Genomic DNA, 14,622 nt, shown 5'->3' with positions numbered 1-14,622 from the left:
CCGCCCCCTTCAGGCCCGCCCTGCCCCCCCGGCGGTGAGGGCCCCCCCCAGCGCCGCAGCGAACAGCAGCACCCCCGCCGCAGGCAGCGCCACCGCGGCCTCGAAACCGGCCAGCATCAACCCCCCGCCCGCCAGGAAGAGCGCCGCCCGGAGCACCCCCAAGCGCACCAGCCGGGCCCGCATCGCCGCCCGTGCCGGGCTCATCGGCCCGGGGAAACGCCACACCGGCAGCAGCTGCGCCAGCGCCCCGCTGACCAGGGGCAGCAGGAAGAGTACGAAGAAGCCGCCCACCGCCGGCCGGCCCGGCAGCCAGCCCAGGCCGTGGGCACCGCCCGCCAGCACTACCGTCAGCAGGCCCAGCCCGGCGCCGAAGAGGGATGCCGCCGCCCCGTCGCCCAACAAAAGCGCAGCCCCCCAGGTGCGCCACCAGCCCCACAGGGTATGGACGAGCACCCCGCCGATGATGAGCGCGGCCGGCACGCTGAGCCACGGCAGGACCCCCGCCAGCGCAGTACACGCGACGCCGGCCAGCGCCCAGGGCAGTTGGCGGCGCAGGCGCAGCGCGGCCTGGGGGTCGGGCTTGCCGAGCACGGTCGGCATCAGCACGTGCAGGGTGCCGATGGCGGTGAGACCGATGAAACCGAGGGTGTTGAGATGCAGATGGACGCGGCGTAGCGCGCCATAGGCCGCCGGCCACAGCAAGCCCACAAAAATCGCCACCAGCGCCAGCGCCAGACAGCCCAGCGCCGCCAGATACCAGGCGAGGCCCGGGTGCGGCTTGCCGAGGCTGGCCCGCCCGCGTCTGACGGCCCAGGCCAGAAAGACTCCCATCGCCCCCAGCCCGGCCACCAGCGCGCCATGCAAGGCCCAGCCCGGCGCCCAGCCAGCGAGCACCGCCACCACCGCCACGCCGGCCGCCTGCAGCACGAGGGGCAGGCGGTGGACAGCCGGCTCGGCGCCACCGCTACGGGTAAGCACCGGCACGAAGTGGCTCATCGCCGCAAAGATCAGCGGCATCGCGCCGATGGCGAAAGCCGCGTGGGCGACGGCGGCCGGTGGGGCCTCCGCGAAGCCGAGGGCAATCGCCAGGGCAAAGGCGGCGATCGCGGAGCAGCCGAGATAGATCAGGATCATGGGTATATGAAGGACAGGGATTTTGGGGCCGGCTTTTCCGGGGTCAAGGAAGCGGGCATGGCCGGCAGGCTACAGTCGGGCCATGGACATTCTGACCCGTTTTGCCCGGCGCTACCTGTTTGCCGATGCGGCACCGCTCTCGCCTGCCGAGCGCTGGCGCAGTGCGGTGGCGGCGCTGCTGGGCGTTTTGATCTTCGAAGGGGTGCTCTTCGTCGCGCCGGTCGCGCCGGACGCACACCGCCTGCTCGCCCCGCTGGGCGCCACCTCGGTGATCCTGTTCACCCTGCCCCACAGCCCCCTCGCCCAGCCCTGGTCGGTGATCGGCGGCCTGATGCTGCCGGCGCTGGCGGGGCTGGCCTGCGGCAGCGGGTTGCCCAGCGGCTGGCTCACGCCGGCCCTGGCGGTGGCGGTGTCGATCTGGATCATGGGCTGGCTGCGCTGCATCCACCCGCCCGGCGGTGCGATGGCGCTGGTGATGGCCATCGCTGCCGGCCAGGGCCTGGCGCCGGGTACCAGCCTGGCGGCCGTGGCGTGGAACATCGCCGCAATCCTGATCGCCGCCACGACGGTGAACAATCTGATCCCCGGGCGGCGCTACCCCCTGTGCTCGCCGCCGGCCGCCACGCCGCAGCGGGCGCGACAGAGCCCGGTAGGCGTGCAGGAGCCCGACCTGGCCGCCGCCCTCGCCGAGATCGACGCCTACCTGGACGTCAGCGCCGACGACCTGTCGCAACTGTTCCGGCGCGCCGCCCACCACGCCTTCCGGCGCCACGTGCTGCTGAGCTGCGGTGAGGTGATGGAAACGGCGCAGCCGAGCCTCACGTTCGCCACCGACCTCAACGCAGCCTGGGACCTGATGCGCCGCCACGCCCGCCAGGCGCTGCCGGTGGTGGACCGCGGCGGGCGGGTGATCGGACTGTTGAGCCTCGAAGACTTCCTGCGTCATGTGGAGGCCGGCAAGGGCCCGCGGGTCGGCGAGCGCGTCCGCCGCCTGCTGCGCCCGAGGCCGGGCAGCCATTCGGACAAGCCGGAGGTGGTCGGCCAGATCATGCTGACGCCGCAGCACGGCCTGCGGCTGGCCCGCAGCGACGACAGCATCGCCGTCGCCGCCCAGGTGCTGGGCCAGGGTGAGCAGACCGCGCTGCCGGTGGTGGATGAGAGCGGGCGCCTCGTCGGCATGCTCGGCGCGGCGGGGCTCACGGCGGTGCTGTTCCACCACGAAGCCCTCGGGCATGTGCGAGGTGGTGTGGAAGCCTGAAGGGAGGGCCGGGCACCCTCCCCCGCGCAACCGCGCTCAACCCACCCGGGCGAAGTCGATGACGATGGCGCCCGGCTCGCGCTGCTGATAGGTGATCGTCACCTTCTCGCCGTAGCGCTGCTGGAGCTGACCCAGGAGCGGCAGTGGATCGTGGTCATTGCAAAAGCGCATCGTCTCTCCCGGCATCAGGGCATCCAACGCGCCGAAGATCGCGGCATGGCGGAAACGCTTGGCGATGCCACGGGCGTCGAACGGGTAGATGGCTTCCGGGGTGGTGTGGTTGCAGACGTGGATGGTTTGCATGCTGACGAGCTCCTGAGGGTCGATAAAAACCGACTGAATTGGTCGGGTATCGTCAGTGTGCCGCCCGCGTGCCCCACTTTCCTTGACCTGGATCGGATTTGGAGATCTTTCGAAGGATAGCGCCAGGCCTAAGCGCCCCCTGTGAGCATCTGTTCAAACCCCTGGGCTGGCGATGCATGCAGGCAATCCGGGCAGATCGATGCGATCTCCACCTCCTGGCAGTCGAGCTGGTAACCGGCCGCCTGCGCACGCCTGGCCAGCTCGCCCATCAGGTCGGGATCGTGGAGCTCGCTGACCTTGCCACAGCGCCGGCAGACCATGAACAGCCCCGGAAAGGTGTGCGCCCCATGCCGGCAGACGACGAACTGGTTGAGGCGCTCGATCTTGTGCACCAGCCCCTGTTCGACGAGGAAATCCAGTGCCCGATAAACCGTCGGCGGCGTGGCGTTGGCACGTAGTGCCTTGATCCTGGCAAGCAGATCGTAGGCCTTGAGCCCGTTCTCGGCGTTGTGGAGCAGGCCGAGCACATCACGCCGAATGGGCGTGAGCTGCGCACCGCGGGCCTTGCAGCCCGCGCGGGCAAGATCAAGGAACGCGTTGCAGGCAGCGCTGAAGGGGGTGGCAGTGGAATTCATGCACCAATTTTAGACGCGGGGGCTTGGAACACACAAACGCAATAATATAACATTGCAATTAAGTAACGGACTAACCCCCTCGACCTGGCGACAAGTTTGCCGCCCGGCATCAACGCAGCCTCGGCGAAATCTCAACTCCAGCCCAACCTGGGCTCCCTCCCCATTCTGCCATGCCCCCTCCCCTCAACGAACGTCTCGCCAGCATCGACATGCTGCGCGGACTGGTGATGCTCCTGATGCTGGTCGATCACGTGCGGGAGTTCTTCTACCTGCACCAGCAGGTGTCCGACCCGATGCTGATCAGCTCGACGCCGCCGGCACTGTTCTTCACCCGTCTCAGCAGCCACTTCTGCGCGCCGGTGTTCGTCCTGCTGACCGGACTCGGTGCCTGGCTCCACGGCAGCAAGTACGGGCGGACGCGTGGGGAGGCGGCCACCTACCTGGCCAAGCGGGGCCTGCTGCTGATCGCCCTCGAGCTCAGCGTGGTCACCTATGCGTGGAGCTTCGCCTACCCGCCGAAGATGTTCTACCTGCAGGTGATCTGGGCCATCGGCCTGTCGATGCTGGCCCTCGCGGCCCTGCTCTGGCTGCCGCGCACGCTGCAGGTCGCACTCGCCAGCCTGATCCTCTGCGGTCACAACGCGCTCGACGGCATCCGCTTTGCCCAGGACGCGGCGGGGTTCATCCCCTGGGCCATCCTGCATGACCGGAGCGTCATCGACGTCGGCTTCGGCATCCAGGCCCGCAGCTCTTACCCCCTGCTCCCCTGGATCGGCATCATCCTGCTGGGTTACGCCCTCGGCCCCTGGTATGCCTCTGGGATGGATCCGCAGGCCAGGCAACGCCGCCTGACCACAGTCGGCTGCGCATTGCTGACGGGCTTCGCCGTGCTGCGCGTCCTGAACACCTACGGCGACCACCCGTGGCTTGCGGGCGGCACCACCGTGCAGACGGTGATGTCCTTCTTCAACCTCACCAAGTACCCACCCTCCCTCCAGTTCAGCCTGCTCACCCTCGGCACTGGGCTCCTGATGCTCGCCTGGCTGGAGCGCGGGCGCCCGTGGCGGAGGCTGGCCGGGATCGGCAGCGTGCCGATGTTCTTCTACATCACCCACCTGTACGCACTACACCTGCTTTATCTGCTGTTGAGTGCAGTCTTTGGGCCCAACCAGGGCAACCGCTACGGCTTGACCGATGCCTGGCAGATCTGGGCCCTGTCCGTGCCGGTCATGCTGGCCATGTACTGGCCGTGCCGGTGGTTCGCCCGGATCAGGCACAGCTCTTCCGCCAGGTGGCTCAGCTACTTCTGAACCCGACCTCCAGTCATTTCATTGCGTAATCCCGAGTAGAAACGATGAGACTCAAAGTACTGCCGCTCACCCTATCCGCTCTCTTCGCCTCCAGCACTCAAGGTGCAGAGTCCGGAGAGGCCACCCTCACCCTGGGCGCCGTCACTGTCAGCGCAGCCCCCGGCCCCCTGCCGATCCACACCCTCCTCACGTCGGTGGACATCCTCGGGGGCGACAAGGTGGCCGACAAAAACGTGACCCACAGCTGGGAGCTCCTGGGCCAGATGCCCGGCATCCAGCTCACCGAAACACGGATGGGAACGGAGTCCGGCAAGGCGACCTTTCGGGCCTTCAACGGCGAGGGCTACATCAACGGCATCAAGGTGCTGATCGACGGCATTCCCAGCAACGTCAACAGCGGCAACCAGCGCTTCATCGACATGATCTTCCCGCTGGAGATCGAGTACATCGAAGTCGTCCGCGGCACCAACGACCCGCGCTACGGCCTCCACAATATCGGCGGAAACATCAACATCGGCACCCGCCAGGGCGGCAATTACACGGATGGGCGGCTGAGCTACGGCAGCTACAACACCCGTGAGGTGCAGTTCGCGGTGGGACGCGAATCGAACGGCTTCGCGCAGAATTATTTCGTGGCCAAGCAGGATTCGGAGGGCTTCCGGGATCATGCCCGCTCCGAAAAATACGCGCTGGGTGGCAAGTGGTTTTACACCAGCGACGACAACCGCATCCGGCTCGGGCTGACCGCCCGGCTCTACGAACATGCAGCGGAAGAACCTGGTTATCTGAGCGCGGCGGAACTGGCTGCAGGCAGACGCCAGTCTCCCTCCAAAAACGCCAACGACGGCGGCGACCGAGACATGCAGCAGATCAGCGCGGACCTCGACTGGCAGATCCATCCCAATCTGATGCTCAGCAACAAGCTGTATTACAACCGCTACATTGAAGACCGGCGAATCACGTTCACCCGTTACGCCGCTGGCAATGCACCGCGCCAGCGCCGCCAGTGGGATGAGACCCAGAGCGGACTGCTGAGCACGCTGACCTGGCGGGCCGGCAAGGCGCTGACCCTCGACGGGGGCATCAATCTCGAACGTCAGGACAACGAATACCGCCGTTACCGCTACGCATATGGCGACCCAACCGACTTCTCGGCCCCTCCGGCCAGGGTCCAGAACGACGATCAGCACACTTTCAACAACGCCGGAGCCTACATCCAGGCAATCATCAAACCGCTCGATGGCCTGAAGATCATTCCAGCCTTCCGGGCGGACCGCTTCTCCGGCAATACCCGGCTCAACACAACCGGTGTTTCCGCTCCACTGCAGGACTCCGGCTGGATCAACCAGCCCAAGCTGAGCATGGTGTACGCCATTAGCCCTGGTGCCCATCTATATGCCAACTGGGGGAAAACCTTTCAGGTCCTGACGGGCTCCCGCGAGCCGGCCTATCTGACCGGAGGGCAGGCGGCCTACCGGCCCTCGATCAATACCGGCAAGGAAATCGGGATCAAGGTGAGTCCTGCGCCTGGCACGGAGGCCCGGCTTGCCCTCTGGCAACAGGATGCGACTGACGAAGTGGCCAACATGCCGAGCACGGGCACCACTGTCGGCCTGGGAGAAACCCGGAGAAAGGGCATTGATCTGCAGGTCACCGGCCGTCTGAACGAACAGTGGACGGTCTGGCTCTCCCACGCCCTGCAGGAAGCCAGAGTCGTCCGCGCCTACACCTCGGGCGGTCTCTCCCTCGCCGGCAAGGAAGTTTTTTCGACGCCTCGCTTCATCACCAACGTGGGCGCCGAATATCGGGTCGATGCCGACTGGCGACTCGGGCTGCAGGGCCGGGCCCAGGGCGACTATTACATTGATGAGCTGAATGCCAAAGGCAAGTACGGCGGCTTCATGGTACTGGACGCCAGCGTTCGCTACACCCTGACACCCACAACCAGCGTTGATCTGCAAATCAGGAACCTGACGGACGAGAAGTACGAATACGTCTGGTACGACAACTTCTTCTGGGGCGGCAACGATCAGCCGATGTTCTCCCCCGCTGCGGGGCGCTCGGGATACCTGTCACTCAACCTGAAGATGTGAAGCGCCCCGGGGCCCAGTGACGCACCCACATGAAAGCCGCCCGCAGGCGGCTTTCATCACAGTCGCTGAACCCGCGGATTACAGGTTCTCGAGGCGCAGACGGGTGACCTGACCAGTCACTGAATCGAGACTCTCGATCTTGGCAATGGCGGTATCCACGTTGCCCTCGATGGTCAGGTGGGTCAGGATGATGATATCGGTCTGGGACTCACCCTCCTCCGGCTCCCGCTGAAGCATGGCATCAATGGAGATGGACTGATCGGCCAGGATGCGGGTGATGTCCGCCAGCACCCCGGGGCGATCGACCACGCGAAGGCGCAGATAATAGCTGGTCTCCACCTCTTCGATCGGCAGGACCGGCACGTCGGTGATCTGATCCGGCTGGAAGGCCAGATGCGGCACCCGGTGCTCGGGATCAGCAGTGTGCAGGCGGGTCACGTCCACCAGGTCGGCGATCACCGCAGAGGCGGTCGGTTCGGCACCGGCGCCCTTGCCGTAGTACAGGGTGGCGCCGACGGCGTCGCCCTGCACCAGTACCGCATTCATGGCGCCTTCCACGTTGGCGATCAGGCGCTTCTCGGGGATCAGGGTGGGGTGTACGCGCAGCTCGATGCCTTGCGGACGGCGACGGGCGATGCCCAGCAGCTTGATGCGGTAGCCGAGCTGCTCGGCGTACTTGATGTCGGCAGCCTCAAGCTTGGTGATGCCTTCCACGTAGGCCTTGTCGAACTGGACCGGCACACCGAAGGCGATGGAGGCCATCAGGGTAGCCTTGTGGGCGGCATCCACGCCTTCGATGTCGAAGGTCGGGTCGGCTTCGGCATAGCCCAGGCGCTGGGCTTCCTTGAGCACTTCGGCAAAGGGCAGGCCCTTGTCGCGCATCTCGGACAGAATGAAGTTGGTGGTGCCGTTGATGATGCCGGCGAGCCACTGGATGCGGTTGGCCGACAGGCCTTCGCGCAGGGCCTTGATGATGGGGATGCCACCGGCGACGGCGGCCTCGAAGGCCACCATCACGCCCTTCTTCTGGGCCGCGGCGAAGATCTCGTTGCCATGCACGGCGAGCAGCGCCTTGTTGGCGGTGACCACGTGCTTGCCGTTCTCGATGGCCTTCAGGACCAGTTCCTTGGCGATGCCGTAGCCGCCGATCAGTTCGACCACGATATCGATCTCGGGGTCGGTCACCACCGAGAAGGCGTCATCGGTGAGGCGCACCCCGCTGCCAGCCACGCTCTTCGCCAGCTCCAGGTTCTTGTCGGCCACCGCAGTGATGCGGATCGGCCGGCCGGCGCGGCGGGTGATTTCTTCTTCGTTACGCTTGAGAACGGTAAAGGTGCCACCGCCGACGGTGCCGATGCCCAGGAGGCCAACATTGATGGGTTTCATTGTTCGGGTAGGAGTAAGGAGTAAGGGGTTAGGAGTAAGCGCGAGGGGGCGGAGCGGGCGGGAGCGTACTCCTCCACCTCACTCCTGTCCCCTCACTGCCCATGACGCTTGCGATAGTTTTCCAGGAAGCGGGCGACCCGCCCGATGGCGACGCGCAGGTCGTCCTCGTGGGGCAGGAAGACCAGCCGGAAGTGATCCGGGTCAGGCCAGTTGAAACCGGTGCCCTGCACCAGCAGCACCCGCTCCTCCTCAAGGAGCTCGGCGATGAACTGCTGATCATCCTTGATCGGGTAGATCTTGGGATCAAGACGCGGAAACATGTACAGGGTGGCCTTGGGCTTCACGCAGGTCACGCCGGGGATCGCGGTGATCAGCTCGTGGGCCAGGTCACGCTGACGGCGCATCCGGCCGCCGGGCGCCACCAGGTCGTCAATGCTCTGGTAACCGCCCAGGGCGGTCTGGATTGCATACTGCCCGGGCACGTTGGCGCACAGGCGCATCGACGCCAGCATGTTGAGCCCTTCGATGTAATCCGCCGCCGGACGCTTGTCACCGGACACCACCATCCAGCCCGCCCGATAGCCGCAGGAACGGTAGTTCTTGGACAGACCATTGAAGGTGACGGTGAGCACATCCTCGGAGAGGGACGCCACCGAGGTATGCTTCACCCCGTCGTAAAGCACCTTGTCATAGACTTCATCGGCATAGATGATCAATCCGTGCTCCCGGGCGATGGCCACGATGGCTGTCAGGATCTCGTCCGGGTAGACGGCACCGGTGGGGTTGTTAGGGTTGATCAGGACGATGGCGCGGGTACGCGGGGTGATCTTGGCGCGGATGTCGTCCAGATCCGGCAACCATTCATTGGCCTCGTCGCAGATGTAATGCCGCGGGGTGCCGCCGGACAGGCTCACGGCGGCCGTCCACAGGGGGTAATCGGGCGCCGGCACCAGCACCTCGTCGCCGGTGTTGAGCAGCGCGTTCATGGCCATCACGATCAGCTCGGACACGCCATTGCCCACATAGATGTCCTCCAGCGTGACACCCTTGATGTGTTTCTGCTGGGTGTAGTGCATGATCGCCTTGCGGGCCGCGAAGATGCCTTTGGAGTCCGAGTAACCGGCCGCGTTGGGCAGGTTGCGGATCATGTCGAGCTGGATTTCTTCAGGCGAGTCGAAACCGAACGCGGCCAGGTTGCCGATGTTCAGCTTGATGATCTTGTGGCCCTCGTCCTCCATCTGCTTCGCCTTTTGCAGCACGGGGCCACGGATGTCGTAACAGACGTTGGCGAGCTTGTCGGACTTGCGAATGGGTTGCACGGTACTTTCCGTTTCCTGGCTGGTGGGCGCCGGCTTTTGCGAAGCCTTGCGTGATTTGGCGTGGCGGCTCATGAAGTGGCCCCGTATGCCCAGCCTCGCGAGGGAAGTTCCCGCGTGGGCAGACAACGACGCAAAGCTATAATAGTACCCAAGCCTTCCGGGCCGGGCAAATCGCCCTCCCGGGGCCCGACAGACCTGCCCCCTCCGAGAGCCCCACGATGAAACTCCACCTCGACAAGAACGACCGGTATCACACCATTGCCCGCTACGACGCCACCCACGTGATGATCGGCCAGGACCGGCATGAACGGCCCATCGTCGTGATGCCCGAGCGCCTGGATCTCGAATGGCACCAGGGAGGCTTCGACACCCTGGACGAAAGCGCCTTCGAACGCCTGGCCGGCCTGGGCTGCGAAATCGTGATTCTGGGCACCGGCCGCCGCCAGCGCTTTCCCCAGCCGCAGCTCGTGAAATCCCTGATGAACGCCGGTATCGGCCTGGAAGTCATGGACCTGGGCTCTGCCTGCCGGACCTACAACATTCTGGTCGCGGAGCATCGCAATGTGGCTGCCGCCTTGCTTTTCGACCCGACCTGACCTGTTCAGCCCCCCTTCTTCATGGACTGGCGCGGCTTTCCAGCCATTCTTCACATAGTCCGGATTGCCAGCCCGGCGGCTTGGGATTAGGCTGATGCCCGAAACCCCTCGTTTCGGAGAGAGCATGATCGACCAAGCCGCACCCGACTTCAGTCTGCCGGCCACCGGCGGCCAGACCCTCACCCTCTCGGCCCTGCAAGGCCAGAAGGTGGTTCTGTACTTCTACCCCAAGGACAGCACACCCGGCTGCATCACCGAGAGCCAGCAGTTCCGCGACATTTACCCCGAATTCCTGGCCTCAGGAACCATCGTGCTGGGGATCTCCCGGGATGGCATCAAGTCTCACGACAACTTCCGCCTCAAGCAGTCCCTGCCCTTCGACCTGATTTCAGATCCGGATGAGCTCGCCTGCACCCTGTTCGGCGTGATGAAGCTGAAGAACATGTACGGCAAGCAGGTTCGGGGGATTGAGCGCAGCACCTTCGTCATCGACGCCGGCGGCGTGCTCCGTCGGGAATGGCGCGGGGTCAAGGTACCCGGCCACGCCCAGGAAGTGCTGGAGTACGTGAAGACCCTCTGACCCGCCGACAGCCCCCTCCCAGCGCCCCCACCACGACAGCAGAGACCGACGACCATGGCCACCCGACGCCCCGCAAAGCCCCGGAAAATCACCACCAAGCTGTTCGTTCTCGACACCAACGTGCTGATGCACGATCCGACCAGCCTGTATCGCTTCGAAGAGCACGACATCTTCGTGCCGATGATGACCCTGGAGGAGCTGGACTCCAACAAGAAGGGCATGTCGGAAGTCGCCCGCAACGCCCGCCAGGCCAGCCGGACCCTCGACGAAATTGTCGACAGCTGCCCCGACGGCATCGACGAAGGGATCGACCTGCTGGGGCCCTCCTCCGGCCTGGCCAGCGGCCGCCTGTTCCTGCAGACCGAGGCGATCAACATCCAGCTGCCTGCAGCCCTCCCCACGGCCAAGGGCGACAACCAGATCCTCGCAGTCGTGATGCACCTCTTCGAGAAATTCGAGCGCAAGCGCCCGGTCATCCTTGTCACCAAGGACATCAACATGCGCATCAAGGCGCGTGCCCTGGGTCTGGCTGCGCAGGACTATTTCAACGACAAGGTCCTGGAAGACACCGACCTGCTCTACACCGGCACCCGGGAAATTGACGCTGCCTTCTGGGAAGCCAATGGCAAGGATCTGGAATCCTGGAAGCAGGAAGGCCATACCTACTACCGGATCAAGGGGCCGGACACGGCCGAGCTGCTGAACAACGAATTCGTCTTTCAGGAGGGCGAGCAGCCCCTGCAGGCCTGGGTACAGGAAAAATCCGGCAAGTCGGTCACCCTTCAGACCCTGGTGGACTACTCCCACCACAAGAACAATGTGTGGGGAATCAGCGCCCGCAACCGGGAACAGAACTTCGCCCTCAACCTGCTGATGAACCCGGAGATCGACTTCGTCACCCTGCTCGGCCAGGCCGGCACCGGCAAGACCCTGCTGACCCTGGCTGCCAGCCTGACCCAGGTGCTGGAGACCAAGCGCTACTCCGAGATCATCATGACCCGGGTCACCGTGCCGGTGGGAGAGGACATCGGCTTCCTGCCCGGCACAGAAGAAGAAAAGATGGCCCCGTGGATGGGCGCCCTGGAGGACAATCTTGATGTCCTGAACGGAACCACCGGCGAAGGGGGCGAGTGGGGCCGGGCAGCCACCCGCGACCTGATCAGGAGCAGGATCAAGATCAAGTCCCTCAACTTCATGCGCGGGCGCACCTTCATCAACAAGTTCCTGATCATCGATGAAGCCCAGAACCTCACGCCCAAGCAGATGAAGACCCTGATCACCCGTGCCGGCCCCGGCACCAAGGTCGTCTGCCTGGGCAACATCGCCCAGATCGACACACCTTACCTGACCGAAGGCTCTTCCGGCCTGACCTATGTGGTGGATCGCTTCAAGGGCTGGCCCCATTCCGGTCATATCACCCTGCAGCGGGGCGAGCGCTCCCGTCTGGCAGACCACGCCGCCGAAGTCCTTTAACCTGCCATCAGGAGGCGCAACGCCAACGATGATCCACTGGAATGAACTGGAAGCCCGCTACCCCGGCAAAACCGAGTTTGTCCGAAAATTGCTGCAGCTCTTTGCGGACAGCCAATCCGGCCTGCCTGAGCAGCTCCGGGCCGGAGTCGAAAATGGCGATCTCATCCACCTTGCGCGACTGGCCCATGGTCTCAAGAGCTCCGCCGGCAACGTAATGGACCTGGTCCTGATGGAAGCCGCAAGACAGGCAGAGCAGCTGGCCCGGGCAGAAGACCCCGCAGCCTTCGATGCGGCCCTGGACCTGGCGGATCAACTCACGGACACCCTGGCCGGGATCCGTACCCGGCTGGAGGCCTGATCAGCCCTGCACCAGCGCCCGGGCGATCTTGAACAGCTCGGGCGCCTCAAGGGAGGCCAGCGTCAGCACACTGGCCGCGGCCACCCCACGGTACAAGCCATCTCCGCCCCGCCGGTAAGCGGGATCATAGTGCTGGGTCACCAACTCGCGGGCCAGCTCGCGCCATTCACCCCGGGCCACCCGGAGGTGCCAGCCCTCCACCCGTTCACGGCCATGCTGCTCGATCAGGCGGGTCAGTTTGAGCTGAAAGGCCGCCGGATCAGCAATCAGATCTGTATAACGCTCCAGCAGATGGTCCACGCGTGCCTCCAGGGGCGCAGCCACACGCCAGCAAGCCCCATCGCGCATCCGCCCGAAGAGCGCGCCCGGCAGGTGGAGGCGACCAATCCGCCGGCTCTCCGACTCCACCCAGACCGGCCGGGCCGGATCCAGCGTGCGCAATGCCTCCCACAGGGCCGTCTCAAACGCTTTCTGCCCCGGCTGGGCACGCTCCGCAGCGCCCCCCAGTACCGACCCCCGATGGCAGGCCAGAGCCTCCAGGTCCAGCACCTGCCCCCCTTCTGCAGCCAGCACATCCAGGAGCGCGGTCTTGCCACTGCCGGTGGGGCCACACAGCACCCGGAACGCCAGGGCCTGGGGCAACTGTTCCAGGTCGTCGAGCACCCGCTGCCGGAAGGCCTTGTACCCCCCCTCCAGGCGTCGCGCACCCCAGCCGACCTGGCCCAGCACCAGAGTCATCGACCCACTGCGCTGTCCACCCCGCCAGCAGTAAATCAACGGTTTCCAGCCCTTTGGCTTGCTGCCAAAATGCGTCTCGATGTGTCGTGCGATGTTTCGCGATACCAGCGCGGCCCCCAGCTTCCGGGCGTCGAAAGGAGAGACCTGCTTGTACAGGGTCCCGACCCGGGCCCGCTCCTCATCGTCCAGCACCGGGCAATTGATCGCCCCGGGGATATGATCTTCGGCAAACTCCGACGGGGAACGCACATCGATGATGTCGTCGAACTGATCGAGCCGGTCGAGACCGACGGAAAAGGGAGCAGGATGGGAGAAGGACAATTGACCAAAGCCTTGAATGAACAGGAAACAGAAGATGACTGAAGCACCCCTGCGACTTACCGAATTGTCTCACGGCGGCGGATGCGGCTGCAAAATCGCCCCCGCCGTGCTCTCTGAGATGCTGGCCCACATGCCCGCAGCCCAACCCTTCGCCAACCTGCTGGTGGGCACGGAGACCGCCGACGATGCCGCCGTCTGGAAGCTCAACGACCAGCAGGCGCTGATCGCCACCACGGATTTCTTCATGCCCATCGTGGATGACCCCTACGACTTCGGGCGGATCGCGGCCACCAACGCCCTGTCCGACGTGTATGCCATGGGCGGGACGCCGATCATGGCCCTGGCCATCGTCGGCATGCCGGTGGACAAGCTGCCCCTGTCCGCCATCGGACGGATCCTCGCAGGCGGTGCCGCGGTCTGTGCCGAGGCGGGCATCCCGGTGGCTGGCGGCCACAGCATCGACTCACCCGAGCCCATTTATGGCCTCGTGGCCCTGGGCCTGGCCCACCCGGACGTGATCAAGCGCAACCGGGATGCCCGGGACGGCGACGTACTGATCCTCGGCAAGCCACTGGGCGTGGGTATCCTGGGCTCGGCCATGAAGAAAGGGCTGCTGGACGCCGACGGGTATGCCCAGATGCTGGCCACAACAACCCGCCTCAACAAGGCAGGACCGGCCCTGGCCGCCCTGCCCGGCGTTCATGCGCTGACCGACGTAACCGGCTTCGGCCTCCTCGGGCACCTGCTGGAACTCTGCCGGGGCGCCGGCCTGGGTGCCAGCCTCCAGGCCGGCCGCCTCCCGGTCATGCCCGCCGCCGTACCTTTTGCCCGCCAGGGGATCGGACCGGGTGCCATCACCCGCAACCTGCAAAGCTGCGGAAACGCCGTACATTTCGAGGAGGGAGTGGAGGCGTGGCAGCGCAACCTGCTGGCCGATGCCCAGACCAGCGGCGGACTTCTGGTCGCCTGCTCTGCCGACGCCGTGGATGCCGTGCTGTCGATCTTCCACCAGGGCGGCTTCACCGAAGCCACCGTGGTCGGACAGATGCAGGCCGGCGAGCCCCGGGTCCACGTGCATCCCTGACCGACCATCGCCCCCTGCCCGGCAGGGGCCCGTG

At 65.4% G+C, this 14,622-nt stretch carries 14 protein-coding genes; 8 read left to right on the top strand and 6 right to left on the bottom strand.

Features of this window, described 5'->3' with window-relative positions; all coding sequences use genetic code 11:
* Positions 1–9: 9 nt before the first annotated feature.
* Positions 10–1,017, bottom strand: coding sequence for a hypothetical protein (locus PHD22_RS04300; protein ID WP_299862779.1), 1,008 nt, complete (start codon positions 1,015–1,017; stop codon positions 10–12).
* 199 nt (positions 1,018–1,216) lie between these two features.
* Here PHD22_RS04300 and PHD22_RS04295 point away from each other — a divergent pair, with 199 nt between their 5' ends.
* Entirely contained in the window at positions 1,217–2,392 is a 1,176-nt protein-coding gene (locus tag PHD22_RS04295; protein ID WP_299862777.1) for an HPP family protein, read from the top strand.
* A 36-nt stretch (positions 2,393–2,428) separates the two neighbouring features.
* Here the strand turns inward: PHD22_RS04295 and PHD22_RS04290 are convergent, their stop codons facing one another.
* Positions 2,429–2,695, bottom strand: a complete 267-nt coding sequence (locus tag PHD22_RS04290) for a DUF2249 domain-containing protein (RefSeq protein ID WP_141349239.1) — start codon at positions 2,693–2,695, stop codon at positions 2,429–2,431.
* Between the two features lie 128 nt (positions 2,696–2,823).
* Positions 2,824–3,330: a Fur family transcriptional regulator gene (locus PHD22_RS04285; RefSeq protein WP_299862764.1), complete on the bottom strand. Its 507-nt coding sequence runs from the start codon at positions 3,328–3,330 to the stop codon at positions 2,824–2,826.
* 170 nt (positions 3,331–3,500) lie between these two features.
* On the opposite strand from PHD22_RS04285, the gene PHD22_RS04280 reads away from it, so the two are divergent.
* Both PHD22_RS04280 and PHD22_RS04275 read left to right on the top strand, forming a co-directional pair.
* On the top strand, positions 3,501–4,640 hold the full coding sequence (locus tag PHD22_RS04280) for a heparan-alpha-glucosaminide N-acetyltransferase domain-containing protein (protein WP_299862761.1): 1,140 nt from the start codon (positions 3,501–3,503) through the stop codon (positions 4,638–4,640).
* A gap of 44 nt (positions 4,641–4,684) precedes the next feature.
* On the top strand, positions 4,685–6,733 hold the full coding sequence (locus tag PHD22_RS04275) for a TonB-dependent receptor (protein WP_299862758.1): 2,049 nt from the start codon (positions 4,685–4,687) through the stop codon (positions 6,731–6,733).
* Between the two features lie 78 nt (positions 6,734–6,811).
* Here PHD22_RS04275 and PHD22_RS04270 read toward each other — a convergent pair whose 3' ends face one another.
* Together PHD22_RS04270 and PHD22_RS04265 are read right to left on the bottom strand one after the other, a co-directional pair.
* Positions 6,812–8,119 carry a homoserine dehydrogenase gene (locus PHD22_RS04270; RefSeq protein ID WP_299862753.1) on the bottom strand — a complete coding sequence of 436 codons (1,308 nt, stop codon included), beginning with the start codon at positions 8,117–8,119 and terminating at the stop codon, positions 6,812–6,814.
* Positions 8,120–8,211: 92 nt separating this feature from the next.
* Complete coding sequence (locus tag PHD22_RS04265; protein ID WP_299862750.1) at positions 8,212–9,438, bottom strand: pyridoxal phosphate-dependent aminotransferase; 1,227 nt, start codon at positions 9,436–9,438, stop codon at positions 8,212–8,214.
* A gap of 218 nt (positions 9,439–9,656) precedes the next feature.
* Here PHD22_RS04265 and PHD22_RS04260 point away from each other — a divergent pair, with 218 nt between their 5' ends.
* The 4 genes from PHD22_RS04260 (at position 9,657) to PHD22_RS04245 (ending at position 12,445) form a co-directional block, all read left to right on the top strand.
* Entirely contained in the window at positions 9,657–10,034 is a 378-nt protein-coding gene (locus PHD22_RS04260) for an Mth938-like domain-containing protein (RefSeq protein WP_299862747.1), read from the top strand.
* Positions 10,035–10,158: 124 nt separating this feature from the next.
* Entirely contained in the window at positions 10,159–10,614 is a 456-nt protein-coding gene (locus PHD22_RS04255; RefSeq protein ID WP_299862744.1) for a peroxiredoxin, read from the top strand.
* A gap of 54 nt (positions 10,615–10,668) precedes the next feature.
* On the top strand, positions 10,669–12,087 hold the full coding sequence (locus PHD22_RS04250; RefSeq protein ID WP_299862741.1) for a PhoH family protein: 1,419 nt from the start codon (positions 10,669–10,671) through the stop codon (positions 12,085–12,087).
* A gap of 28 nt (positions 12,088–12,115) precedes the next feature.
* Entirely contained in the window at positions 12,116–12,445 is a 330-nt protein-coding gene (locus tag PHD22_RS04245) for an Hpt domain-containing protein (RefSeq protein WP_299862738.1), read from the top strand.
* On the opposite strand, the gene mnmH is transcribed toward PHD22_RS04245, so the two are convergent.
* A complete protein-coding gene (mnmH, locus tag PHD22_RS04240) occupies positions 12,446–13,504 on the bottom strand; it encodes a tRNA 2-selenouridine(34) synthase MnmH (protein ID WP_299862735.1) in 1,059 nt (352 codons plus the stop codon). It lies immediately after the preceding gene.
* Between the two features lie 34 nt (positions 13,505–13,538).
* Here mnmH and selD point away from each other — a divergent pair, with 34 nt between their 5' ends.
* Complete coding sequence (gene selD, locus PHD22_RS04235; protein WP_299862732.1) at positions 13,539–14,588, top strand: selenide, water dikinase SelD; 1,050 nt, start codon at positions 13,539–13,541, stop codon at positions 14,586–14,588.
* Positions 14,589–14,622: the final 34 nt, after the last annotated feature.

The organism is Zoogloea sp. (assembly GCF_028693495.1).
GTDB lineage: Bacteria > Pseudomonadota > Gammaproteobacteria > Burkholderiales > Rhodocyclaceae > Zoogloea.
This window is presented reverse-complemented; position numbering and strand designations above follow the sequence as displayed.